The sequence below is a fragment of the Agathobacter rectalis ATCC 33656 genome (assembly GCF_000020605.1).
GTDB classification, from domain to species: Bacteria; Bacillota; Clostridia; order Lachnospirales; family Lachnospiraceae; genus Roseburia; species Roseburia rectalis.
Map to the genome: position 1 here is coordinate 3164909 of NC_012781.1, position 25839 is coordinate 3190747.

At 40.2% G+C, this 25839-nt stretch carries 24 protein-coding genes and 3 pseudogenes; 5 read left to right on the forward strand and 22 right to left on the reverse strand.

The window, feature by feature from the left end; genetic code table 11:
- Positions 1 to 4: 4 nt before the first annotated feature.
- The 16 genes and pseudogenes from EUBREC_RS14985 to EUBREC_RS15070 all read right to left on the reverse strand — a co-directional run bounded on the left by EUBREC_RS14985 (position 5) and on the right by EUBREC_RS15070 (position 16061).
- On the reverse strand, positions 5 to 1300 hold the full coding sequence (locus EUBREC_RS14985; RefSeq protein ID WP_012744094.1) for a saccharopine dehydrogenase family protein: 1296 nt from the start codon (positions 1298 to 1300) through the stop codon (positions 5 to 7).
- Between the two features lie 51 nt (positions 1301 to 1351).
- Positions 1352 to 2209: a polyamine aminopropyltransferase gene (speE, locus tag EUBREC_RS14990; protein ID WP_012744095.1), complete on the reverse strand. Its 858-nt coding sequence runs from the start codon at positions 2207 to 2209 to the stop codon at positions 1352 to 1354.
- A 15-nt stretch (positions 2210 to 2224) separates the two neighbouring features.
- Entirely contained in the window at positions 2225 to 3676 is a 1452-nt protein-coding gene (locus EUBREC_RS14995) for an aminotransferase class I/II-fold pyridoxal phosphate-dependent enzyme (protein ID WP_012744096.1), read from the reverse strand.
- Between the two features lie 133 nt (positions 3677 to 3809).
- Complete coding sequence (locus tag EUBREC_RS15000) at positions 3810 to 4304, reverse strand: PIN domain-containing protein (RefSeq protein WP_012744097.1); 495 nt, start codon at positions 4302 to 4304, stop codon at positions 3810 to 3812.
- Positions 4301 to 4591 carry a hypothetical protein gene (locus EUBREC_RS15005; protein ID WP_012744098.1) on the reverse strand — a complete coding sequence of 97 codons (291 nt, stop codon included), beginning with the start codon at positions 4589 to 4591 and terminating at the stop codon, positions 4301 to 4303. The genes EUBREC_RS15000 and EUBREC_RS15005 overlap by 4 nt, the downstream gene beginning before the upstream one ends.
- Positions 4592 to 5004: 413 nt before the next feature.
- A complete protein-coding gene (locus EUBREC_RS15015) occupies positions 5005 to 6330 on the reverse strand; it encodes an MATE family efflux transporter (RefSeq protein WP_012744101.1) in 1326 nt (441 codons plus the stop codon).
- A gap of 204 nt (positions 6331 to 6534) precedes the next feature.
- Positions 6535 to 6977, reverse strand: a pseudogene (locus EUBREC_RS15020) (Hsp20/alpha crystallin family protein).
- A 218-nt stretch (positions 6978 to 7195) separates the two neighbouring features.
- On the reverse strand, positions 7196 to 8044 hold the full coding sequence (locus EUBREC_RS15025) for a DegV family protein (RefSeq protein ID WP_012744103.1): 849 nt from the start codon (positions 8042 to 8044) through the stop codon (positions 7196 to 7198).
- A gap of 180 nt (positions 8045 to 8224) precedes the next feature.
- Positions 8225 to 8962, reverse strand: a complete 738-nt coding sequence (locus EUBREC_RS15030) for an MATE family efflux transporter (protein WP_022292739.1) — start codon at positions 8960 to 8962, stop codon at positions 8225 to 8227.
- 335 nt (positions 8963 to 9297) lie between these two features.
- Positions 9298 to 9541, reverse strand: a pseudogene (locus EUBREC_RS18330) (DUF2961 domain-containing protein); the annotation flags it as partial.
- A gap of 27 nt (positions 9542 to 9568) precedes the next feature.
- Positions 9569 to 11260: an AAA family ATPase gene (locus EUBREC_RS15040; RefSeq protein WP_012744107.1), complete on the reverse strand. Its 1692-nt coding sequence runs from the start codon at positions 11258 to 11260 to the stop codon at positions 9569 to 9571.
- 563 nt (positions 11261 to 11823) lie between these two features.
- A complete protein-coding gene (locus EUBREC_RS15050) occupies positions 11824 to 12267 on the reverse strand; it encodes an Hsp20/alpha crystallin family protein (protein ID WP_012744109.1) in 444 nt (147 codons plus the stop codon).
- 218 nt (positions 12268 to 12485) lie between these two features.
- A pseudogene (locus EUBREC_RS15055) lies at positions 12486 to 13215 on the reverse strand (DegV family protein).
- A gap of 328 nt (positions 13216 to 13543) precedes the next feature.
- Positions 13544 to 14110, reverse strand: a complete 567-nt coding sequence (locus EUBREC_RS15060; protein WP_012744113.1) for a GNAT family N-acetyltransferase — start codon at positions 14108 to 14110, stop codon at positions 13544 to 13546.
- Positions 14111 to 14272: 162 nt separating this feature from the next.
- Positions 14273 to 14989: an AAA family ATPase gene (locus EUBREC_RS15065; protein WP_012744114.1), complete on the reverse strand. Its 717-nt coding sequence runs from the start codon at positions 14987 to 14989 to the stop codon at positions 14273 to 14275.
- Positions 14982 to 16061, reverse strand: coding sequence for a PDDEXK nuclease domain-containing protein (locus tag EUBREC_RS15070; protein WP_012744115.1), 1080 nt, complete (start codon positions 16059 to 16061; stop codon positions 14982 to 14984). Before EUBREC_RS15070 ends, EUBREC_RS15065 begins: the two co-directional genes overlap by 8 nt.
- 390 nt (positions 16062 to 16451) lie before the next feature.
- On the opposite strand from EUBREC_RS15070, the gene EUBREC_RS15075 reads away from it, so the two are divergent.
- A complete protein-coding gene (locus tag EUBREC_RS15075; protein WP_012740995.1) occupies positions 16452 to 17300 on the forward strand; it encodes a tyrosine-type recombinase/integrase in 849 nt (282 codons plus the stop codon).
- The gene (locus EUBREC_RS15080; protein WP_012740994.1) at positions 17293 to 18444 is read left to right on the forward strand and encodes an IS91 family transposase; all 1152 of its coding nucleotides are present in this window, start codon (positions 17293 to 17295) and stop codon (positions 18442 to 18444) included. The genes EUBREC_RS15075 and EUBREC_RS15080 overlap by 8 nt, the downstream gene beginning before the upstream one ends.
- Positions 18445 to 18850: 406 nt before the next feature.
- On the opposite strand, the gene EUBREC_RS15085 is transcribed toward EUBREC_RS15080, so the two are convergent.
- Positions 18851 to 20149 (reverse strand): tyrosine-type recombinase/integrase, encoded by a 1299-nt coding sequence (locus EUBREC_RS15085; protein WP_012744117.1) that lies wholly within the window; start codon positions 20147 to 20149, stop codon positions 18851 to 18853.
- Between the two features lie 84 nt (positions 20150 to 20233).
- On the reverse strand, positions 20234 to 20854 hold the full coding sequence (locus EUBREC_RS15090; protein ID WP_005604344.1) for a helix-turn-helix domain-containing protein: 621 nt from the start codon (positions 20852 to 20854) through the stop codon (positions 20234 to 20236).
- A 175-nt stretch (positions 20855 to 21029) separates the two neighbouring features.
- On the opposite strand from EUBREC_RS15090, the gene EUBREC_RS15095 reads away from it, so the two are divergent.
- The 3 genes from EUBREC_RS15095 (at position 21030) to EUBREC_RS15100 (ending at position 23138) form a co-directional block, all read left to right on the forward strand.
- Positions 21030 to 21260, forward strand: coding sequence for a helix-turn-helix domain-containing protein (locus EUBREC_RS15095; protein ID WP_005604346.1), 231 nt, complete (start codon positions 21030 to 21032; stop codon positions 21258 to 21260).
- Between the two features lie 351 nt (positions 21261 to 21611).
- Complete coding sequence (locus EUBREC_RS18475) at positions 21612 to 21776, forward strand: hypothetical protein (protein WP_012744118.1); 165 nt, start codon at positions 21612 to 21614, stop codon at positions 21774 to 21776.
- A 39-nt stretch (positions 21777 to 21815) separates the two neighbouring features.
- Positions 21816 to 23138, forward strand: coding sequence for a MobA/MobL family protein (locus EUBREC_RS15100; RefSeq protein WP_012744120.1), 1323 nt, complete (start codon positions 21816 to 21818; stop codon positions 23136 to 23138).
- Between the two features lie 85 nt (positions 23139 to 23223).
- On the opposite strand, the gene EUBREC_RS15105 is transcribed toward EUBREC_RS15100, so the two are convergent.
- The 4 genes from EUBREC_RS15105 to EUBREC_RS15120 form a co-directional block, all read right to left on the reverse strand.
- Positions 23224 to 23910, reverse strand: a complete 687-nt coding sequence (locus EUBREC_RS15105) for an SdpI family protein (protein ID WP_005604349.1) — start codon at positions 23908 to 23910, stop codon at positions 23224 to 23226.
- On the reverse strand, positions 23907 to 24176 hold the full coding sequence (locus EUBREC_RS15110; RefSeq protein WP_005604351.1) for an autorepressor SdpR family transcription factor: 270 nt from the start codon (positions 24174 to 24176) through the stop codon (positions 23907 to 23909). The genes EUBREC_RS15105 and EUBREC_RS15110 overlap by 4 nt, the downstream gene beginning before the upstream one ends.
- A 257-nt stretch (positions 24177 to 24433) precedes the next feature.
- Positions 24434 to 24673 carry a DUF6061 family protein gene (locus EUBREC_RS15115; RefSeq protein WP_005604353.1) on the reverse strand — a complete coding sequence of 80 codons (240 nt, stop codon included), beginning with the start codon at positions 24671 to 24673 and terminating at the stop codon, positions 24434 to 24436.
- 295 nt (positions 24674 to 24968) lie between these two features.
- Positions 24969 to 25745, reverse strand: a complete 777-nt coding sequence (locus EUBREC_RS15120; RefSeq protein ID WP_008400128.1) for a hypothetical protein — start codon at positions 25743 to 25745, stop codon at positions 24969 to 24971.
- Positions 25746 to 25839 lie beyond the last annotated feature (94 nt).

Below are 25839 nucleotides of genomic sequence, written 5' to 3' on the forward strand. Positions count from 1 at the left end.
CGGACTAATCCATATGTACTGACTCATCCTCAGTCTTGTAGCAATCCACAGGAACCGGATTCTCCACTACCTGCCAAGGCAGTCCGAACTTATTAAGAGCCTCCATGTATGGATCCGGATCCATCTCCTCGAGATTGAACACTCCCGGCTTCTTCCAGAGTCCCTTTACCACCATCATGGCACCAATCATTGCCGGCACACCTGTGGTATAAGAAATCGCCTGCGACTCAACCTCCTTGTAGCACTCCTGATGGTCACATACATTATAGATGTAGATTGATTTTTCTTTGCCATCCTTGACACCTGTAAAAATACATCCGATATTTGTCTTTCCGACTGTACGAGGTCCCAGGGATGCAGGGTCAGGAAGCAGCTCCTTAAGCACCTGTATTGGCACTATTTCCTTTCCGTCCACCATAATCGGGTCTGTCCTTAGCATGCCTACATCCTCAAGACACTTCATATGTGTGAGATAGCTCTGTCCAAAGGTCATGAAGAATCTGATTCTCTTTATTCCCGGAATATTTTTGGCGAGCGACTCAATCTCCTCGTGGTGAAGCAGATACATATCCTTTTCTCCGACCTGGTCAAAATTGTACTGCGCCCTCCACTCCATAGGCTTTGTCTCTACCCAGTGGCCGTCTGTCCAGTATGAGCCGTTCGCAGAAACCTCACGCAGATTTATCTCCGGATTAAAGTTTGTCGCAAACGGATATCCATGGTCCCCGCCATTGCAGTCGAGAATGTCTATAGTATGTATTTCATCAAAATAATGCTTCAGCGCATATGCAGAATAAACAGAGGTCACACCCGGGTCAAATCCGCTTCCAAGAATAGCTGTAAGCCCTGCCTCCTTAAATTTCTCCTGATATGCCCACTGCCATGAATAATCAAAATATGCCGTAAATCCAAGCTCCTTGCAGCGCTTTTCGTAGATTGCTCTCCACTTTGGATCCTCAGTATCCTCACACTCATAGTTGGCAGTATCGATGTAGTCAACACCACACACAAGACATGCATCCATGATTGTAAGATCCTGATACGGAAGCGCAACATTTAAAACCGCATCCGGCTTGTATGCATTAATCAGCTCTTTTAATTCCTCCACATTGTCGGCATCAACCTTTGCAGTCTCAATTTTTGTGCTTGTCTTTCCCTCAAGCTTTGCCTTTAAGTCATCACATTTTGACTTGGTTCTGCTTGCAATCATAATCTCGGTAAATACCTCGCTGTTCTGGCAGCATTTTCTGATTGCCACCTGCGCAACTCCACCACATCCGATAATAAGTAATCTGCTCATTTTTGTCCCTCCTGATTCGCTTTGGTTATGATATAGTTTTTCTAATTTGTTTTACTTTGTTTCCTCTTCCTCGAGTAAATCCTCCACATATTTCGGAAGCATGAAGGCTCCCCTGTGTAAATGTGTTGTATAATACCAGGTTTTAAGCCCCAGTTCATCCCATCTTTTTGCATCCAGATCATAAAGCGGATGATATTTCTTCGATGCAAACCCAAACAGCCAGTAGCCTGACGGACAGGTTGGAATATGTGCCTGATATACCCTGCTTATAGGAAATGATTTATACACCTTTCTGTGCATTTTCCGGCACTCAAGCTCATCCTCATCATAAAAAGGACTGCCGTGCTGGTAAACCATGATTCCATCATCCTTTAGTGCCTTATAACAGCTTCCATAAAACTCTTTTGTGAAAAGTCCCTCCGTATGTCCGAGCGGGTCTGTGGAATCGTTGATTATCAGATCATATTCATCATGCTTTCTGCGTAAGAATCGCAGACCATCATCATAAAACATGGAAATTCTTTCATCCTCAAGTCCACATGCTACCTCGGGGAAAAACCGCCTGCATACATCGACAAACATCTTGTCTGTCTCAACCACATCAATATGCTCGACAGACGGATATTTGATGAGCTCCTTTGCCACGCCGCCGTCGCCGCCACCTATTATAAGTATCCTTTTTGCGTTCGGGTGGACCGCCATCGGCACATGTGTGACCATCTCATCATATATAAACTCATCTGTGTCCGAAAAAACAATCTCGCCATCCAGCGCGACCATTTTGCCAAACTCATATGATTTAAACACATCTATTTTCTGATAATCACTCTGCCCTGAAAAAAGCTGCTCCTGTATCCTTACATCCAGCTTGACATTGACAGTATGATATTGTGAAAACCACATTTGCATAGCTTTTCCTCCTGTTTACTGCTCCAATACCTTAAGATATTCTACCGCAGGATCCTCTGTTCCCTGCATTGAACAGCCCTTTTCCTTTGCGTAGACAATGTATTGCGCAATCTCTTTTGTGATAAGCTCTCCCGGTGCAAGAATCGGGATTCCCGGTGGATAACACATGACAAACTCACCACTTACAGCACCTACCGCGTCCATAATGCGCACTGATTTCTTCTGCGAATAAAACGCCTCCTGCGGCGATACCGCCACCTTTGGATTTATGTACTCTCCCGACAAAAGTCCGGTCTTGTCCTTGCTGTAAAGGCGCTTGATATCCTCCAGCGCACCTACAAGCCTCTCTATATCCTGTATTCTGTCGCCAATTGATATATACGCAAGTATATTACAGATATCTCCAAACTCTATCTGGATATCATACTCATCACGCAGCAGATCATATACCTCTATTCCGGCAAGCCCTATATCGAGCGTATAGATGGACAGCTTTGTCACATCATAATCATATATGCTCGTGCCATTTACAAGGTCACGCCCATACGCATAATAGCCGCCTATGGAATTAATCTCCTGCCTTGCATACTCCGACATCTGTGCCACCTTGGCAAAGGATTCCTCGCCTCTGAGTGCCAGATTTCTTCTTGATATATCAAGGCTTGACAATAGCAGATACGATGCGCTCGTGGTCTGTGTGAGGTTGATAATCTGCCTCACATAATCAGCATTCACATCCCTTCCGGTGAGCAGAATCGAGCTCTGTGTCAGGCTTCCTCCCGATTTGTGCATCGATACCGCAGACATGTCTGCCCCGGCTGCCATTCCTGATATCGGAAGCCCCTTTCCAAAATAAAGATGTGTACCATGTGCCTCATCCGTGAGCACCTTGATTCCCTTCGAATGAGCCAGCGCAACTATCGACTTAAGGTCAGAACAGATTCCATAATATGTCGGATTGTTTACAAGCACAGCCTTTGCATCCGGATTCTCCTCGATAGCCCTCGCCACCTGGTCAATCTCCATTCCAAGCGAAATACCAAGCTTCGCATTCGTCTGCGGATTGACATAAACAGGTATCGCTCCGCAGAGCACGAGTGCATTAAGAGCACTTTTATGAACATTTCTCGGAAGTATAATCTTGTCTCCTGCCTTGCAGGTGGACAAAATCATGGCCTGCACCGCAGAGGTGGTGCCTCCTACCATAAGAAAAGCATTTGCCGCTCCAAATGCATCCGCCGCAAGCTCCTCCGCCTCTCTGATTACCGAAACCGGATGGCACAAATTGTCAAGCGGCTTCATTGAATTGACATCAAGCCCTACACACTTTTCTCCGAGCAGATGCACCAGCTCAGGATTTCCCCTGCCTCTCTTGTGTCCCGGCACATCAAACGGCACCACTCTCTTCTTCTTAAACTCCTCAAGAGCCTCATAAATCGGCGCTCTTTCCTGTCTTTTGATATCCATTTACTTCTCCTGTATTTAAAAAGGATGATGCGTGCAAGCATCATCCTTTAGATTCGTCTTAACAACAGTAAAATCGTAACATATACTATGGAGTTATGCAAGAAATTACGTTTTATTTTTATATGAACACTTTTTAGTCTTTCAGTCTACTTAGCAGCATCTGATAGTGCCGTTGTCCAATATGCCGTCCTGCACGTTGCAAACCATCAACGCATTCTCTGACCTCATCCGATGTCAGTTCGTGTTCCTCATATGCCGCCATGAGAATACCTATCGTCCCCATAATTTTAAGTCCCATCTGAGTTGATACATTTCTGCCTTTTGCCTCATCCATTAATAACAAATCTGCTTTCAATTCATCTGTTAAAACTATTGCCTCACTCTCCCCCTGATCAAGACCGGTTGCTCGTTTTAATACACTGGCTGATTCCGGATTTGTTACAGGCTTAACTACAATAAATTTCGTCTGTGTAATCTGATTCGCTTCAAGCTGAAAACGTTTATCGGCTGTCAGCTCATCAAATACCGCCGTTGGAATCATAACCGCTCCAAACAGCTTTTCCATTAAATCTATACGATTAATTTTAAGAAGTGATATCAGTGGTGTTGTATCGGATACAACAATCATACTGCCTCCCCCTTCTTCTTGAGTTCTCTGAAAGTATTCATTTCATTATCCAGATCATCCATTATCATATCAAAATATGAATATCCCAACTTATCATACAAATCAATCAACTCTGATTTTCGGATTCCCAAAATTTCAGCCGCACGACCATGAGATATTGTCTGATCCAATATATATGGATACAGCAACAGTGCATTTCGCGTAAGCTCTGCTTCCGGATTAATCGTTACCAAATATTTTGACATTCCTACCGGCACTTTAATGGTTACAGATTCTGTTGTTACCATAATATCACGTCCTTTCTATTAGCAATCCATGTTCGTCTTCTTTTCTATATTATATCTATTATTTTAATTTTCTACAACTGATTTTTGATCTCTTATATAAACACTTTTAACCTTCCAACTATAAAGAGGAAGCCGGTACATGTGGAGTGTACCGGCTAAAAATATGAAAAAGATTAATATGAGTATTTCTTTTGTTTATGATGTCAGTATACAGGACAATTGTGAAAATGCTGTGTTTACTTTCTTACCCTTTTATAAACAAAATATTGCATTTTTTTATTTTTACCAAGAACACCTGCAGATACCAGCCTATAAGCAGGACGCAGGCATATCGTATTGTAAAGACTGCTGCCGGCAAAACAGTGCAGGATGAGAGGGATGAGATTTATCTGAAGCTTGAATTATAGTAACTTCTATTCCGCCGGCCAGGATTTTCTGAGAGCCACATAGGAAATCAGGAAATTGGCAAGCCAGCCGGCCGGTACAGCAAGCCAGACAAATGCAATACCGAAACGCGGCGCACAGATTAAGGCAACCGACAGGCGGATTGCCAGGTTTACCATATTGGCAGCGAGAAACGGACGCATGATGCCAAGTCCACGAAGCACACCATCGGTGGCCATCTTGATACCCATAAAAATGAAAAAGAAGCCAAGCCATCTCATATAATCTCCGGATACCTGATATGCCAGGGCCGTTCCGTCTTTGCCCAGGAATAATGAGGAAATCTGAGTATGCAGTGTTTCAATGACTATAAAGGCAAGCACTGCAAAGCACAGGTCTAACACCAGCGCAGCGTGATAGCCTTTTTTGATACGTTCTGTCTTCTTTGCTCCGAGATTTTGGGAAACAAACGGAGAAACTGCATTTCCAATGGATACAAATATCAGTGAAAATACATTCTCTACCCTCATCGTTGCCGAATATCCTGCAAGCGCCTGTGTACCGAACGGATTCACAACTGCCTGTACTATCATCATGCCAATTGACACCGTAGACTGCTGGAGAACCGAAGGCACAGCAATCCGAAGCATTGAATGAAGCTCATGCCTGTCAAACCATTCAAAGCGACTTTTATACCGGCGCATCCTGCTAAAGAAAATCAAAAGTGAAAACACTGCAGAGATTCCCTGAGCAATTAGAGTTGCAAGGGCAGCACCGAACACACCCAGGTCAAGGCCTGCCACCATCCAAAGGTCCATAAATATATTTAACACAGAGGAAAATATCAAAAGCCCCAACGGAATCCTTGACTCGCCAATCGATGTAAACATCGTTGAAAGTATGTTGTACATAAACAAAAAGGGAAATCCCACAAAATAAACCCTAAGATACAGCACTGCCTCATCCAGTATATCTGCAGGTGTCTGTAGCAAGCTCATCATTGAATGTGAAAAGAAAAAGCCAAAAACACCCAGAAGTACGCTTAAAACCAGAAAACTAATCAGTGATGTTGATACTATTGTTTTCATTTTGCCGTAATCCCTGGCGCCGAAATAGCGGCTCACAAGTACACCCGCTCCTACACCGGCTCCCAGTGCTATACAAATGAACACATTCGTAAGCGCAGCACAGGCTCCAACTGCCGCAAGTGCAGAGGAGCCTACAAACTGACCAACAATGATTGAATCAGCCATATTATATACTTGTTGAAAAAAGCTGCCCAAAATCATAGGCATTGCAAAAACTGTCAATGCCTTTAAGGGGGCATCTGTAATTAAGTATTCATCTTTTGACATTATTTTTCCCTCATTCCGCTATAATTAAGCTATAGTATATCCGATTGAAAGACAAATTACAATATAGCATTCTTTATCGACATTTTTCCATTTCTTATGCTTTCCCTCTAATGCAAACATCATACTGCTCCTTTGTATTTTAATTTAAAAAGCCGCCCAGGCCATAGGCCTGTGCGACTTCTCATAAGATGATTTAAATTAATTTTATCCTTCAATAGCAATATGCTTTGTGGTCTCAACTTTCTTTTGCTCCTTCTTCGGAACTGAAAGTTTAAGAATACCGTCCTGATACTTTGCCTTGATATCTTCCTGTTTCAGCTCATTGCCTACATAGAAAGACCTGCTCATAGCACCGGAATAGCGCTCCTTGCGGATGTACTTGCCATCCTTTTCATCCTTCTCTTCCTTGTCAAGTCCTTTGGCTGCGCTGATAGTTAAGTAACCATTCTCCAGCTTAGCCTCAATCTCATCCTTCTTGAATCCCGGAAGATCTATATCTACTTCGTAGCTATTGTCTGTTTCCTTGACATCAGTCTTCATAACGTTCTTTGCGTGTTTACCATAAAGCACCTTGTCAACATCAGGAAATGAAAAATCCATCCAATCATCGTTAAATAAGTTTTCTCCAAAATACTAGGCATCAACATAAGTCATCTCTCCTTCTTAATCTATAAAATCTGTGTCAACCTGTTTCTTTGGAACCGGGATGTTTCAAGAACTCAAAGCCTTTGCTTTTTGTTCCTTTCCTTTGTTCTTGACTATGTTATACGCCTATTATTAGCACTCGTCAATAGCGAGTGCTAATAATTTATAAAATGTTTATATTTTCCGAGCAGCTTCAACGCACTTACCATATGGAACTCCATTATTTTGCAATAAATAACACTCCGAGTGTGCCAGGTCCACAATGTGATGAAATCACACCACCTGCTCTTGTCTCTATTATTTCCTTAAAAATGCCAAGAGAGGCTATGTAATCCCTTACCTCTTCAACTGTCTTAGCATCACATTCCGAATGTGTAATAAATACCCGATCCGGTATTGCGTTTTTCAGGTCCTCTTCCAGATCTTTTGCATAATTCTTTATGACTTTACCGATCTTACCTCTATATTTCCTGCTTGCATCCATTTTACCATCCTTTACAACGATCATGGGATGAAGCGCCAATGCTCCTCCGATAAGCGCAGAAACCGCATTGCATCTACCACCTCTGTAAAGGTACACAAGTGTATCTACAACAAAGCTCGCTCTTACCTTCGGGATCAATTCATCAATTCCGGTTTTTATCTCCTCACGGGATTTCCCCTCTGCTGCCATAACTGCCGCCTCAACAACAAGCAGGCCTATTCCTGTGGACAGATTTCTTGAATCTATTATCGTAACCTTATCCTCTGCATCAAGTTCTTCTGCCGCCATTCTGATCACGTTGATTGATGTCGACATCTCACTTGATATGGAAAAGCATATGATCTCCCTGCCTTCATCAATATATGGTCGCATTACATTCATTGCTGTTTCTATAGATGGAGCTGAAGTCTTTGGTGTAGTCTTATTTTTATCAGCCCACTCATACAATGCGTGAATGTCTATCTGCGGTCCGTCCTCCAGTTCTTCATCTCCTTTTACAATATGAAGCGGAATAATATCTATATCGTATCTTTCTAAAACTTCCTGTGACAGATCACATGTACTGTCAGATATAATTTTTACCATTTTAACACCTCCAGGCTTTCAAAATCATTTTGTCCTTCCTTTCTGTTCCATTATACTATCTTATTTTATTATTTCAATTGCGGAATAAATATATTATTTTCATGCCCATATTCAATAGTTACATATTCTTTTTATTACAGTATCAAAAAAAGATATTTTCACCAAGGGAGAAAGCAACGTTCATTTTACTGTTGACTGGCTCCGCTGGCTTTGTGATATTGCCTTGTAGTAAACACAAATAGAAATGATTGCTGTAATCGCTTCCGTGATCCAAAACGCATTCCAGACGCCAACCGCTCCGAAAATGCTGCTGAGTAAAAACGCAGTTGGGATGATAACCACAACATACCGGCAAAGTGAAATCAGTAACGAAGGAATGCCTTTTCCAAGTCCCTCCAGTGCGCCGGAAGATGTAACGGAAACCGCCGAGACAATAAAACCGGCGCCGATGATACGCAGGGCTGTTTTCCCGGTCTGGATTGTCGCTTCTGTGTGGGTAAACAGCCCCATAAGCTGGCCGGGGATTAGCAGACATATCACTGTTCCAAGCACCATAATGATACCGCTCATGCACAAGACGATTTTATAAATCTGGCTGACTCTTTTATTCTCCCCCGCACCGTAGTTATAGCCGATCAAGGGGCGCATCCCCTGAACAATGCCATTAGCCGGAAGATAGATGAATGTCTGCAATTTGTAATATATTCCCAAAACCAGAATATACACTTCGGAATATGCCGCCAAAATTGCATTGAGCGCCGAAATCAAAAGAGATGGGAGCGCAATATTCAAGGTTGCGGGAATGCCGATGGAGTACAGCTTTATTACCATCTTTTTGCTGAGCAAAATGTACTGCCTGCGGATATGCACGCGAATTGGCCGCACAAAATAAACGACCAGATAAATCGCAAGCGTCAAGGTCTGCCCGATGCCGGTTGCCAGCGCGGCGCAACCGCCATTTTGTTATTTGTCTGCATGCTTTCCCTCTTCTCCACAAATTGTCCGAACATTATAGTCCTCCATTCTGCTAATACTTCCGAGTTACAAGCAACAAAAAAGCCACACAACTATCACAAGATAGCTGTGTGGCAAAAAGATGACCGAATCCGGAAAAGTCCACTAAAATTTTGCGTTTATCATTATAACGAACTTGAAGGAGACTGTCAAGCAGCAATCATTACGGAACTATGCAGAAGAGAGAAACTATATCTCTCTACATGCTTATTAATACACATAAAGGTACATCGAAGCAAAAGTCCCAGATAAGTACCTACATAACGGCCACTTCCTTTTACATTATCAAGAATAACATAATCTTTTCCAATTTCAGTTATTGCCTGCCTTCTCAACTGAGCATGAAAATAAGAAGTGTCTTCTGGAAGCGAATCATACAGGCAGTAATCAATCTGATAAAAAAGCCGGTATTGGATTTTTATGCTGATTCTCAATAGTAATGCGAGCATGTTTATGAAAGGGCATTGCAAAATAAGAATTAAGTCATCGTGATGGAACAACAGTTGTTATTTAACACACAACCTTGCACACTTTCTTAAAGCATGCAATCCCATACTTGATAAAGTTATCCATACCATCCTGCTTTAGCTTTGCCACATAATCTTTTTCCTCAATCTGCTTTAATGCCTTATCACAGGCAGCATCCAAATCACCGTCTTCAGCGTACTTGAGTTCTATTACAATTCCTGTTCTGTTTGTCGGTACTTCCACAAGTATGTCACTATAGCCGATTCCCGACTCAGCATTCGATTTGATAAGCCAGTTTGACTTGTAACCCAGGAGTCCCAGCAAAATTCCATGGTAGAAATTTTCTTTCTTCTCTTTTGCAACTGCTGTATCACGTATGCTTATTGTGTTCCACAGATACTCACCATATATCTGTTCAATCTTTTGTGCATCTTCATTCACAAACGCACTGCAAAGCTCTTCGAGTGTTTTTCCATCACTTTTAGAAACATCCGAAAACCATTCTTTTATTTTTTTGACAAAAAGATTTCTAATCTCTCTGTTAGGAATTACAAGACAATATTTTCCGCTTTCAGTGCGGCCGTTGTGCGTCAGATAACCTGTCGTAAAAAGCACGCTCCACAGATTTTCTATGCTCTTATATATCTCATCGTAGGTCAGCTCAGGAGCTACATCCTTTTCAATACTCTCCCCTGCTATCAGCCTCTCTATTTCCGTTTTTGTAGAAACATCAGCCATGTCGATAAATCTGCGGACAATCGCATTTCCGCTTGAATTTGACCAGAAATCCTGCGGTTCTGCAGTCTTGTCATATTTTAACTGATCAACATAGTTTATGACATCCCATGGACAATAAATATCAGCCTTACCAAAATGATACCCATCATACCATTCCTTTGTCTCTTCGAAATGTGATGCCAAATCGTAATCATCCAGTATTTTCTTCACCTCATTATCTGTAAATCCAAACTGTTCATCAAATCTTGCATCCAGAATAGACATCACTTTAAAGTTATTGAGCCCTGTAAAGATGCTTTCCTTCGTGATCCGTAAACATCCTGTCAAAACTGCAAACTGCAGGCTCTCGTTTGTCTTTAGTGCCATTCCAAAAAGCCCTCTGATGAGTGAAACCATCTCTTTATAGTAACCATTCTGGAATGCCTTATCCAGAGGAACATCATATTCATCAATTAATATTACAGTCTTTTGTCCGAAATGCTTATATAATAATTGAGATAAAATCTGCAGACTCGATACAAGCACTTTTTCATCCATTGCATTCGTTCCATCCTTCAATGCAATAATCGCCTTGTAACGCTTTTTTTCATTTTCTGACAGATATTCACTATCTTCCAAAAAGCCGAATCTTTCTGCCTCCATTCCTATAAGCTCAGTAATACGATATATGGCATCCTCGTATTTCAATCCCTCCACACTCTTTAATGACAGGAATATAACCGGATATTTACCCATATGTTCTTCGCAAAGTGCCTTATTTTGCGCAATATATAAGCCATCAAACAATGACTCATCCGCACCGGTTTCAAAAAAAGCTTTAAGCATACTCATGTTAAGAGTTTTTCCGAAACGGCGCGGCCTCGTAAAAAGAGTGACCTCTCCACCGGTTTCAACCAATTGCTCTATGAGTTTTGTCTTGTCAATATAATAAAAGTTGTTCCTTCTGATTTTTTCAAAACTATCAATTCCTACCGGCAGTTTTAAAGTACTCACCATATGAACCTCCACAAAACGTATCAATCCGCTATACTTAGTTATAGTATAGCGGATTGAGGGGCAAAATACAAATATTATTACCGTTCTATTATTCCCATTTTTCTATACACAAGAAGAGCTCTTTCGAGCGCTTTTCGATTTTCATTGTAAAATGAATTTCTAAATTCCGCATGCCCTAATGAAGACAATGATTTGAATTTGCGTTTAAGGAATTATTATTAGAAAAATCAGTTGATAAAAAACCGATTGATGAACTTCCGCTTTCTCTCAAGGAAAAGGTAGTCTTAAAGAAATTAATAAAAGCTGTAGAAGGAACCGATCATCTTTTATCTGAATAACCATTTTATTTTTTCTATTCTTCTTAATGACAGCTATCTGCTATTTTCTTCCTGGCAATCTCGTAAATCCGTTGAACCGTTGTTCTTGCGACTTGCATAGATGCTGCATCCCAAAGCTTCCATATATTCAAATCATTCCTGTGACCGTATTGTAATAATTTTAATTTAAAAAGCCGCCCAGGCCATAGGCCTGTGCGACTTCTCATAACATGATTTAAATTAAGTTTATCCTTCAATAGCAATATGCTTTGTGGTCTCAACTTTCTTTTGCTCCTTCTTCGGAACTGAAAGTTTAAGAATACCGTCCTGATACTTTGCCTTGATATCTTCCTGTTTCAGCTCATCGCCTACATAGAAAGACCTGCTCATAGCACCGGAATAGCGCTCCTTGCGGATGTACTTGCCATCCTTTTCATCCTTCTCTTCCTTGTCAAGTCCTTTGGCTGCGCTGATAGTTAAGTAACCATTCTCCAGCTTAGCCTCAATCTCATCCTTCTTGAATCCCGGAAGATCTATATCTACTTCGTAGCTATTGTCTGTTTCCTTGACATCAGTCTTCATAACGTTCTTTGCGTGTTTACCATAAAGCACCTTGTCAACATCAGGAAATGAAAAATCCATCCAATCATCGTTAAATAAGTTTTCTCCAAAAATACTAGGCATCAACATAAGTCATCTCTCCTTCTTAATCTATAAAATCTGTGTCAACCTGTTTCTTTGGAACCGGGATGTTTCAAGAACTCAAAGCCTTTGCTTTTTGTTCCTTTCCTTTGTTCTTGACTATGTTATACACCTATTATTAGCACTCGTCAATAGCGAGTGCTAATAATTTATAAAATGTTTATATTTTCCGAGCAGCTTCAAAGTACTTACCATATGAAACTCCATTATTTTGCAATAAATAACACTCCGAGTGTGCCAGGCCCACAATGTGATGAAATCACACCACCTGCTCTTGTCTCTATAATTTCCTTAAAAATGCCAAGAGAGGCTATGTAATCTCTTACCTCTATATTTCCTGCTTGCATCCATTTTACCATCCTTTACAACGATCATGGGATGAAGCGCCAATGCTCCTCCGATAAGCGCAGAAACCGCATTGCATCTGCCACCTCTGTAAAGGTACACAAGTGTATCTACAACAAAGCTTGCTCTTACCTTCGGGATCAGTTCATCAATTCCGGCTTTTATCTCCTCACGGGATTTCCCATCTGCTGCCATAACTGCCGCCTCAACAACAAGCAGGCCTATTCCTGTGGACAGATTTCTTGAATCTATCACCGTAACTTTATCTTCCGCATCAAGTTCTTCTGCCGCCATTCTGATCACATTGATTGATGTCGACATCTCACTTGATATGGAAAAGCATATGATCTCCCTGCCTTCATCAATATATGGTCGCATTACATTCATTGCTGTTTCTATAGATGGAGCTGAAGTCTTTGGTGTAGTCTTATTTTTATCAGCCCACTCATACAATGCATGAATGTCTATCTGCGGTCCATCCTCCAGTTCTTCATCTCATTTTACAATATGAAGCGGAATAATATCTATATCGTATCTTTCTAAAACTTCCTGTGACAGATCACATGTACTGTCTGATATAATTTTTATCATCTTTAATACCTCGTTTTCTGTTGAATCCTTCATCTAAGAGAACTGCGCCAATCTGTATTATTTCACTGGCGTATTTATATATTTTTCTTAATGACAGCTATGGCTTCCGCATCCATGCTCACCCACGGTCAAAACAATAGGTGTGCTTTTCTCTTTTTTCCATTCTATCACAATCTCACCATTAATCATCAATTTTTTGATATTTTTCTTTCCACCACTGTAAAGCAGCCTCTGAACATTTCGTTATACAGAGGGATACAAATAAGAGCAAGATCCACCATCTACACCCACAACTTCAACATATTCAATATGGTGTTTTTTCACAGTTCTATACCTCCATAAAATTTACTTTATCCTGACTATCAGACCACTGTTCTTTTGTAAGATAAGTAAAATGCTCCGTTCTAACATCTCCCATAAGTGCACAGGGTTTATTTTCTTCCGTATGATGATATTTGAATCCACATTTTTCCTGACAGCGTTTTGATTTTTCATTTCCGTCATAATATCCACACCATATAGCACTACAACCCAAATCTAAAAAAGCATGCTTCTGTAAAGCTCGAACCGCTTCGGGAATCAAGCCCTGCCCCCAGTATGGAACACCTATCCAATATCCAATTTCTATTTCATCATCAGCTGCTTTTGTGTGCGACTGAGCTGGCGGAGTCAATCCGATACTTCCAATTGCAACATTATCTTCTCTTAAACACACTGCATATGTTTCATCTGCTGCCAAAACACTTTTGATGATTTCTCTGCTATTCTCTACACTTGTATGTACTGGCCATCCTGCTATAGGCCCAACCTCTGGATTTTTTGCATATTTATATAAACTCTCTGCATCATCCTCTTTCCAGGGACGAAGTATTAATCTCTCAGTTTCTAATGTCATAACCTACTCCTTTACCAACTGCTTTCTAATATAATTTGTGATCGAATCAAATACGACCGGGGACATTTTAACAATCCGGCTCCACATTCGAATTCCTTGATAAACTTTTTTTCATGTAAAGCACCTCCTCGTTAAACTTGAAGTTGTTGATTTCTTTATTATCTAATCTGTTAGTAATCTATCCAACAGCATCTGCCTATTATTTATAAACATTTCTGTTACCTGGTAACTCTCTGTATCCTCATATTCGCACAGATGTATGCATCCATTATCAAAACAATAGATATCTGCATCTGGTATTCCTAACAAAATCGGCGAATGCGTAACTATAATAAACTGTGCTCCCTCTTTTGCACATCTGTATATTTGCATTAACAATGTAAGCTGTCTCTGTGGTGATAATGCAGCTTCCGGCTCGTCAAAAAGATACAAGCCATTTGGATTCATATTATTCTGCGCTAATGCGAGAAAACTCTCTCCATGTGATTTTTCATGATATTTAGCGGAAGGATGTGTAATATCTGCATATTCTTCTTCCTGTGTTGCAACATTATAAAAGCTTTCTGCCCTAAGAAAATATCCCCACTTTTCCTTCCGATAGCCTTTGGCAATTCTTATCGCATCACACAACTCTGAATGTGTATCATGCGTAGAAAAAACATAATTCTTTGTTCCTCCCTCAGGATTAAAACCATGTGCTACGGCAAGTGCTTCCAACAAAGTTGATTTACCACTGCCATTTTCTCCAACAAAAAATGTGATTGGTTTATTGAAATCAAGTTTTTCAATTCCCTTAAAAGCCTCGATTCCCTTTAAATAACTATCGTTATCAATTCTATTCCAATCGAATATTACTCTTTGTATGAATTGATTATTCATTTAATTCGGCCTCAATTTCTTCAATAGTAGGCATACTACCTCTGAACTCTTCTGGTATAAGTTTTGATAACTCATAACTAGAAATACCAAGTGGCTGGCTAGTAGATTCTAATGCATATTGGGCTTCTACTTTATCCATATCTTTACAAATCAGAAGTCCCAAAGTAGGATTATCAGCTTCTGTTTTCATCTGATGATTAACAGCCACAACATAAGTTCCCAATTGACCTGCATAAGAAGAATCAAATTTTCCTGTCTTTATTTCTACAACAACATAACAATGCCTTTGAGTATTGTAAAATAACATGTCTATAAATTTTTCAGTATCTCCTACCTCAATTCTCACTTCCCTGCCCATATAAGCAAAGCCAGTACCTAACTCCATAAGAAAATTATTAACTTTCTCTATAAGTGCATCCTTTAGTTCCTTTTCATCATACCTTTCACGCAAAGTCAAAAAATCAAAATTATATGGATCCTTCGTAATTGCTTGTGCTAAATCGCTCTGTTCTATCGGAAGTGTGTTAGTAAAGTTAGTTATTGCTTTGCCTTGACGTTCATATAAATCCGTTCCTAAGAAGTTTAGTAAAACATCTCTTGACCAATTGTTTTCAATAGTCTTTCTGATATAAAACAATGCCTTTGCAGAATTCCCTTTGCATTTATCAAGTATTATTTTGTTATGTCCCCATGGAATTCTAAAAATGATTTGTAAATTATCCCCAACTTGGGGACGATTTGCATCTGTAATCAATTCGTCCTCAACCTGAGGACAAATCACTGCGTCAGGATACATCTCATAAAAATATCTCATATATTTCAAATTAGTTGGAGAAAATGATTTCACATCTGGCAAAATGGATTTCAAATCGTCACTCACCGTTTTATAGAATCCCGTTCCATACCCGAACTGTTCGCTCATAGATGAAATGCCCTTACCAAGTTTCCAATAAAATCTCAGCATCTCATCATTTATCTTCATAGAAGCCCTGATTTGGCTTTTTCTAAAATCAGTGGATATTCCGGCAATCCACTCTTTATATTCATTATCAGCCTTAATCAATTCGCTCATATACAATCCTTTCTAATGTGTCAGTTAGACAAATTCCGATTCTAATGTCTCTATTATACCATAATGATACTATTATAAAAAAGGAAAAAGAGTTCATTCGAGCTCTTTTGAGTCAGTTCTGCAAACTGGAATTGAACAAAATCGCTGCGCGATGGCCTGCCAAGGCTGTGACGCAGTTTTTCTTTTCCTAAATAAAAAGCAGTGGAAACCAAGTCCTAATAGTAGTATTGTTAAGTCACCACAACCAACAATCAAACAGGATCGACATTACCACTGCCTATGAAAAGATTAACACCTAACCGTTCTTTTAGCAAGCGGTTTTATTATTCCAATGCACCTCCATGTAAGCAGTGATACCCGAAATTACTGACTTTACATGGAGGAATTATTATGTACGAAAAATATTTACTACAGCTTGAGGAAGCTGGAAAAATCCGTAACCTTAAAGAGCGTTCCATTAACTGCTACAAAAACTATGTTTCTTATTTCCTTAATTACATGGAAAAGCACCCGGAAGAGCTTACCTGTCAGGATGTCAGGGACTTTCTTCTTGCCAAGAAGGACAATGGTCTGAAAGCGACCACCCTCAACCTTTATAATTCAGCCATCCGTTTTTTCTATCGGAATGTACTTCACGTTCTGTGGGATGATATCACTGTTCCACGCATGATAATAGAGCACAAACTCCCAACCGTACTTTCTACTGATGAAATTGACCGGCTTCTTGATGCTACGGATGACCTGAAATATAAAGCCATGTTCGCCACAATGTATTCTTCCGGAATGCGTGTCTCGGAAGTGATTCATCTTCATTATGATGATATTTCCCGCACAAACATGCAGATTCATGTCCGGGATACCAAGAACCGGATGGACCGTTATACCATTCTGTCTGAAAGAAACCTTGCACTTCTTACGGAATACTGGTTCCGGAAAGGCAGACCAAAGGGCATTCTGTTTCCGAATCAGTTTACAGGGCAGTATCTTACCGTAAGTACACTGGAACAGGTTATCCGACGTTCTGCATCGGCTGCCGGGTTATCCGGTGTTACTCCTCACTGCCTCCGTCACAGTTTTGCCACCCACCTTATGGAGCAGGGAGTGGAACAGCGGAATATTCAGGCATTGCTTGGACACCGCGATCCGAAATCCACAGAAGTTTATCTTCATGTCAGCAACAAATCCATTATGGGCATCCGCAGTCCTTTTGACAGAAAGGATGGTACAGCCAATGGATAAGCCCACAGTACAGGATATTTTTCATCGTTTTTATCCGGCATACCTTGATCAATATTCACCTTCCCCTGTACAGGCAAAGGTTGCACATAACATCATGAACTGCAAGACCGGTGCCTATGGTGCAAATGTATGTGTATGTGAGGATTGTGGCTTCGTACAGATTCATTACAATTCCTGCCGTAACCGTTGCTGCCCAATGTGTCAGGCTGTTCCGAAAGAAATGTGGATGGATGCACGCAGAGAGGATGTCCTTGATGCTCCTTATTTCCATCTGGTTTTTACGGTTCCTGATATTTTAAACCCTGTCATTTACAGCAACCAGAGACTTCTTTATGATGCCTTATACCATGCAGCTTCTTCCACAATCAGCGAACTGACTGCCGACCCAAAACATCTCGGCGCAAAGGTGGGATACATCTGCATTTTACATACATGGGGTTCTGAAATGAACTTTCATCCCCACATTCATACCATCCTGCTGGGGGGAGGACTGGCTTCCAACAACCAGTGGAAGGACAATGGTGAAAATTTCTTTCTTCCCATCCGGGTCATCTCCAAAATGTTCCGCGGAAAATATCTGGAGGAACTAAAGAGGCTGTGGGAAGAGGATAAGCTGGTATTTCAGGGTACTGCAGAAAAATTCCGCAACCATTATACGTTCAAGGAGCTTTTAGATTCCTGTTATGGTATGGACTGGATTCCTCATTGTAAAAAGACATTCAATGGTGCTCAAACAGTAATTAAATACCTTGGTAAGTATACTCATCGCATTGCCGTCAGCAATCACCGCATCGTCCGTATGGATGATGATACCGTTACATTCTTGGTAAAGGATTACCGTAATGAGGGACAGTGGAAGGAACTGACTATTTCGGGTGTAGAGTTTGTCCGGCGGTTTCTCATGCATGTACCACCACGGCATTTTGTCCGCATCAGGCACTACGGACTGCTATGTTCCCGTACTAAAAGCCAGAAGCTCACCCTTTGCAGAAATTTACTTGGATGTAAGAAGTATCTTTCAAAGCTTCGTGACATGGAAATGCCTGAAATATTGGAACATCTTTATGGCATCAAAGTTTGTGTGTGTAAGGCATGTGGTGGGCATCTCGGAAAGCCACAGATGAGAATGCCACTGCGCTGCTAAAGAGCAACATCTAATACTTTCAAAAGCCTCAGTTTCTGAGGTTTTATCGTCATGCCCATTTGCCTGTTTTTTATAAAATGTTGTAGCTTTCATACCGAGAATCATATATAATCATGGACAGGAACAAAGAATTGAAAGTCCATAGGTTGCGGCTACCCGGACGCTCACTTTGTTCAATTAGGTCAAATCGAAAATGGTGTAAACGAAGGGGCAGTTCTCTGCAATGTCAAAACTGCTTTTTCGTTTACCCCATCATCGATTGTAACCTAAAGAATTTATCTATTAACTCTCTTAACTTTCCCCTATTTTCAAGGCTTCCCGCCATTGAAAATTCTATATATGTATCCTTTTCCCTTGTTTTTGCCCTTATGGGATAATTACAAGGGAAAATTCATTATTCAGTTGTTTAATCGTTGCCTGCCACTTTATCAAGAAGTCTTGCGGAAGTCCGCTTTGCTTCCCTTGTAGCATGGGCATAGACATTCATGGTGGTACTCACGTCTGAGTGTCCTAACAGTTCCTGCACATCCTTAGGCTGAGCCCCGTTGGATAAGAGGTTTGTCGTGTAGGTATGCCTCAGTGTGTGGAAATGGAAACCTTCAAGCTCCGGTACTTTTCTTCCTGCTGTCCGGCAGGCTGTTTCTATGGTTGCCGGAAGTTCCAGACAACCATCCTCCCTTAAGCATACAAAGAAGATTTCGGTGTAATCTTCCGGCACATTCTCTGTCATTCCCAAATGATAATACTCGTAATGCACCCGATTCTTTTCCATTACTTCTCTGTAAAAATTCCGCTGGTAGAGTTCCCCATACTGAAAACGGTTTTTGTGCTGTTCCTTTTTTGCATTCCTCAAAATATCTGCGAGGGTATCGCCAAAGTCAACAACCCTGATCTTTTTCCACTTTGTCGGACCGATTTCGTGCTTATGGGTAGCACCATTGTAGCGGATGCTCCTGCGTACAGTGAGATACTGTTCTTCAAGGTTGATATCCTGCCATGTCAGACCTGCTACCTCTCCAAGTCTGAGACCTGTAAAGTATGCTATCTGAACCGGAAGAATCGCATCCCCACTTCGTTTTCCAAGCTGTTCAATCAGTTTCCGGTACATTTCAAAGGAAAGCGGTTTAACCTTGTCTCTGTCTGTGGCTGTTTCATCCGCAAACAAATCTGTTTCTTCCTTTTTATGCCTCATCACCACATACTGCATTGGATTGAAGGTAATAAACTGTTTCGGAAATACCGCAAACCGGAATGACTGTTGCAATACTGCTGAAAATGACCTTACATAATCAATGGAATATCCTTTTGATATAAAATCTCCCACAGTGCCTCCAAATGAGAGCAAATCCATAAACTCCTGCAGGTGTACCGAAGTCACCGTTTTCAGTTTCCTTTTGCTGATAGGGTGTTGTTTGATTCTCCCAATTGTCTGAAGATAATTGCCAACCGTTCCATTACTCAATGTGCCTGTCTTTAATTCTTCCTCAGCCCACAGGTCAAGCAACTCTCCGAGTGTGATGTTTTCAGCCTTTGCAACAAACCGCTTGGCTTCATAATCCTCCATTGCCTGCCTCAACAGCTTTTCCGTCTCGCTTTTGTTTTCCGTACCTGCAAATTCCTTCTGCACCAGATTACCGCTTGCATCTTCCACATAGAAGCGGTAGTACCATTTCTTGCCTTTCTTTCTTACAGAACCTTTTGCCATAATCGTTACTCCTTTCGATATCGACAATCGGAACTGATGAAATGCTTTCTGCGTGTAAGTATATCATAACTCCGGTTGTCTAATCTATACCGGTTCGGAGTCTTTCTCTGAAAGAAGATTTGCAAGCCTTACGGCTGCCGTTTCGGGATTCTTGGAATAGAGCCTTACAATGTCGCCCATGTCGTTCAGTGCGTTTACCGTATGGGTGATTTCCCTAAGGAACATAATCTCATTATATTCCTGATTGGATTCAAACCCCATTACTTTTGCAATTGTGGCATCTTCCGTATTCCCTTTAAAATTCTTACAGGCATATTGAAAGGAATCAACGAATAATTCGTATTCCTTCAACATCAGCAGCAGTAAATCTTTGGAAAAATCCGCTTCGTCTGCCTTCATATCATAAGGCAGTTTGGAGAGAATGGAAGTCATGGTATCACGAATCTGTAATTCCCTTTTATCCGTAACATCACTTGTCATTTCTTCCGTCTCGCCCTTCAGCCACTCCACTGATACATGAAGTGCTTCCGACAGACCATCCAGAACAAGCTTCTTGGTGTTGTCAATCGTTCCTGCCTCATACCGCTGTATGGTGGAAGCGGTAACTCCCATCTTTTCTGCTATATAAGGCTGGTTGACACCTAATTCCAGTCTGCGTTGTTTTGCCCTGCTACCGATTAACTTGCGTAATTCTTTATCTTTCATTCTGATACGCCTCCTTTTTCGGTATGGCTAAAGTATAACACAGTAAAAGTAGCATTGCAATATGCAAGTTAATAATTACTTTTAAAATTTCGTAACGCTTGACAAGAAGATATAAAAGTTATATAGTAGGCATAGTTACAAAATTGCATTATGCAATTCAAGAGGAGGTGTTTTAATGACAGAAGTGAAGATTGCACTGTCCATTGAGGAAGCTGCCGACTATACGGGTATCGGCAGAAATACCCTGCGGAAACTGGTAGAATGGAAAAAGCTTCCGGTATTGAAGGTAGGACGGAAAGTCCTTATCAAAACGGATATGCTTGAAAAGTTCATGACCGCCAATGAAGGCAGGGACTTAAGGGACAAAGGAAATGTCAGAGCTGTCACAAGAAATGTGACAAATTAAATAGGGACAGTCCTAAGACCATCCCTAAGGTATGTATCTGACCGAAGCCATGATATACCTACACGCAAATAGATTATACCATGTGCTTCCTCTAAGATACAACCGGAAATTTAAGAAGTGGGGAAGAAACTTTTTTATACAAGCCCTCGGCGTTTGAGAGCGAAATACACCCCTCGCACAAATCTTACGATTTGTACTCTGTGTATTTCGCCCTGCTGGGAGCTTTTCGCCGACAGGCGGATATGTTCGTAGACAGGCTACCTATGTAGCCTACTCACTTTCACATTAGAAAGTTTCCCATCCTCATTTCTTGCAGCTTTGTACTTGGCAGATACGGAAAGGAGGAAGCACATGCCAAGAAATTCATTTATTCAGATGACGAAGCTCCACAATGTCCGGGGAAGAATTTATTATATTTCAAGCCCAAAGAAGCAGGAAAATCTGTATGCGGTATATGAAACCACAGACCGTAATTTTTGGACTGACCTTGCAAAATATAATCAGGCAGAATTTTAAAAAAACGGTACGGAGGGGAAATGTATTGAGGCAAGGGAATTGATCATAGCCCTGCCGGAATCTTTTACGGAGTATCCTCCAGACAGACTGTTGCAGATATTTACAGACCATTTCAGACAGACTTACGGAACGGACTGTATCGCAGCCCTGCATCACAATAAGCGGAAAACCAACTATCACATCCATCTCATTTTTTCGGAGCGTACACTCTTGGAACAGCCCATAGAAAAGGTTGCCACCCGCAATATGTTCTATGACGAAAAGGGAAATCATGTACGCACCAAGAAAGAGATACTTGATGAAGAAGGAAATATCCGTAAAAGGTGTAAGGTGATTCACAAAGGTGAGGTATACGAAAGACAGATTTTCTCCATTAAGGATAAACACTTCAAGGCTGAAAATTTCCTTGATACCGTCAAGCAGGATTATACCAATCTTATCAATCAGTATGTGTGGGATAAAAGCCAGCGGTTAGAAGTTTTTGAGCGTGGCGGTATGTATCTTGCCACCAAAAAGATTGGTAAGAACAATCCGAAAGCCACCGAGATTGAGGCAGACAACAGTAAACGCACCTTGTGGAATCAGACTGTTGACAGAGCGATTGTAACGGGTGTTTCCAAGTCAGAAATCATGCAGATAAAAAAGGAACGGATAACGGACAAGATTGTGGAATCCGTATGGCTTTACGGAAACAGACCGAATCTGTTATCTTCCATTATCGGTACTGCCATTGCAGTATTAGAACTGTTAATCTCCAAAGTATTTCTCAAAACTCTGGAGCTTGCAGATAAAGTAATTTCCAAAGAGCTTGAAGCAAGACCGGAGAACACAGATTTCAAAGAGCAGAAAGCTGTACCAGAAGAAAGCAGAAAGCAGACAGATACACCAAAGCCTGCCATACCGCCAAGACCACAGCCATCACCGGAAGCAGTTTCTTACAAGCACTTATGCGAAATTTATCAAAAGCTGCAAGAACAGAATAAAGCAATTTTTGCACTCGAGAAACAGCGAAGTGACCTTGAAATTGAACTGTCCGACAGCAAAGGTATCTTCAAAGCAAAAAGGCGTTCCGAACTTTCAACAGAGATAGCCGGATTGGAGGAACGTATTTCCCGAATGAAAGCCCGATTATCCCATATCGTAAAGGAATACGGGTATCAGAATGCGGAAGCCTTCTACAAAGCATTTCATAAGTCAGAGACAGCTTATGGGGATTATCAGGACAGCCTTAAGAATTGGAAACAACGGTATGGAGAAAAGCCACAGTCTCTACACGATAGGCTTATATCTAAGAAACAGGACATAAAGGAGCGAGAGTTAACAAGACCATATTCTCCACCAAACCATGGAAGGAGTAGATAACAAACGAAGGGAGGCAATTGCCTCCCTTCGTTTGTTATCTCTCCGTAAAAGACTGGAATTTCACCCTCTCGCATAAAGATACAAATTATTTTTTTATTTCCTTATCATATATCTTTTTTGAGTATACCACAGTTACAATTGTTGCTAATAATAAATAAATCAACATAAAGATTGTGCCAGTCATCCCACTTGTAAATACGGTTGTAATGATAGTCAATAACCCCGTAATAATAATACATATTGCACCAAAGCGGTTACTCTTTCTCCATGTATTATCATTGTGCATACTCCAAACGGTTCGAACTCCCACTACTGCATTTCGTTTTGCCTTTGTCATAAAATTTCCTAATACAATAAATATAATACCACACAAAATACATGAAACTTTTGCAATGTCAATAACCGCATGTTCACCACCTGCATTTGCCTGTATCCAAGAAGAATAAAGAATAAAATAATGCATAATCCCGAACATGATTGCTTGCGAAATTCCTACAACACATAATACCTTTGCAGAAGATTTTGCTTCCATCTGTTCCTTTTCTGTATTTGCATTTTTTGATTTTTTCTCAAACACATAGATTAGCAAGTGCCAAAACAGTGTAATAAACAAAATAATTACCGGAAAAATAAAGCTTTCTGTTTTACTTCCCCATCTGTCAGTGTTTCCCTCCAAGTCATGATGCATAGGTATAATATCAGGCATAAACTGTAGTACAACACTTGTAACTACAACTGGTATCATTGCTACTATCCACATTATTTTTTTCATACTTTTTTTCCTCCAAACTGGTTAACCCATATAATTAATTCATCGAAAACCGTAGTGTTGATTTCATAATAAACAAAGTTTTTCTCTTTATATTCAGATATCAAGTCTGCGTTTTTAAGTAATTTTAAATGATAAGAAAGAGCAGCCGGTGTAATCTGTAATTTTTCAGCAATCTCTCCGGCATTTAATCGTTCATTTCTCAACATAATAAGAATGTCTCTTCGCTGGCTATCTGCCAATACTTTAAAAATGTTAGTTTCTCCCATATCTTTTACCTATTTAAAACTTTCTTTAAATAGATTTTAGCATGCTATTTGTTTTTGTGCAAGAACTATTTAAAAATAATTTTAAATAGAGGGGATACACTGAAAAATCAATGTGTCCTCTCTATTTACCTTAAGGCAAAATTCAAACATCTAGAAACTTAAGATTCCTGCCTCTTATTATGGAATAACCGTACGTTCTATATATTTTTCTGGAATTTTTAGTACTAGACCTCTATCATGATATTATATTAGCAAAATCACCACGTATCTAAACGATCCTCTGCATCAACCCATACTTGCATTTCTCCATCCAAGTATAATCTTGCATATTCTAATGGATTATCAATAGCCAAAGCATTCAACGAACACTGGGAGCCGGGAGTAGTTCTCAATCCTTCCTCTGCCTTATTGCAATCAATTCTAAGCACTACATTTTCAAACGTGGTTACATCTATGCTATTACATTGCGGATTATATCTTGCATAAATCAATCTCATATCTTATCTGTCCTTTCCTTAATTTTCTAAAAGTTTTGAAAGCATTTCAATCCGTTCTTCCTGCCATTTTCATTTCATGTTATAATTTGTTACTGGATTTTCTTTCCCTTAATTTTGCCCTTGTGAGCATTCGTAACATGAGGGAAAAGGATATAACACAAGGGAAAGCGTAAGGGCAAACTCACTCGCTACAAATTTAGCATTTTCAAGGGGTTGCGGACTTCACGAGGATAAGATATAACAGTTAATAAATGTTATGAATTAAGTCAAATCAAAACTGGAATTTGTCTCTTTCTTACCCATTAGCAATCTGAACCAATTTATCAATTATAACTTGTGGTATCTCGCTATTTTCATAACCTTGTTTAATAGATTCGATTGCATTATCTATATCGTTATTCTTTGCATATAAAAACGCTCTGATATGACACATATACGGAACATATATATGTGGTAAAGTTACTATCCTCTGATTAAGAACAGTAATGGCATCATCAACTGTTTGTACATTATTTATCCACTCTCTTATCAGTGGAATATTTTTATCTATCACATTTTTTATATATTCCAATGCAAATTCTATATCGGACGTGTAGGTAGGTATTTGATATTGAAAACTTGTACATTTCCTTGGATTATAAAATTCTTCCTTTGTATATCCACAGTCTTGTTCTCTTTCATCCTCTATGTGATTATACCAAGCATCAGCAATGTGTATTTTTACAGAACTTTCTGTCCGATGCCATGTCAACTTATTTTTACTATTGATATCAGGGATAAAATCATAATTATATCCCCAGCGCAAGTATATGTGATTTCCTCTTGGATAACATAATTCGACCACAAAACGCCGATTAGCACTCCATTCAGAGTGCCATTTTTTTATCTTTTCATTATATTTCAACCCGAATTCTTCTGACAACCTTCGAGATATGTATTCGTCATAAAGTTCTCTTTTAATATATTCATCACCATGTAAAAACTTATCTTTATACTCTTCTTGTGATAATATTTCATTTGATTCCCTTTTTTTTGAACAGAAACCCTTACTCAATACATCAAATAGACTCATAAGTAACCTCCATTATTGCAAATCATCTCTTGCTTAAATCTCGATTGAACAAAATCGCTGCGCGATGGCCTGCCAAGGCTGTGGCGCAGTTTTA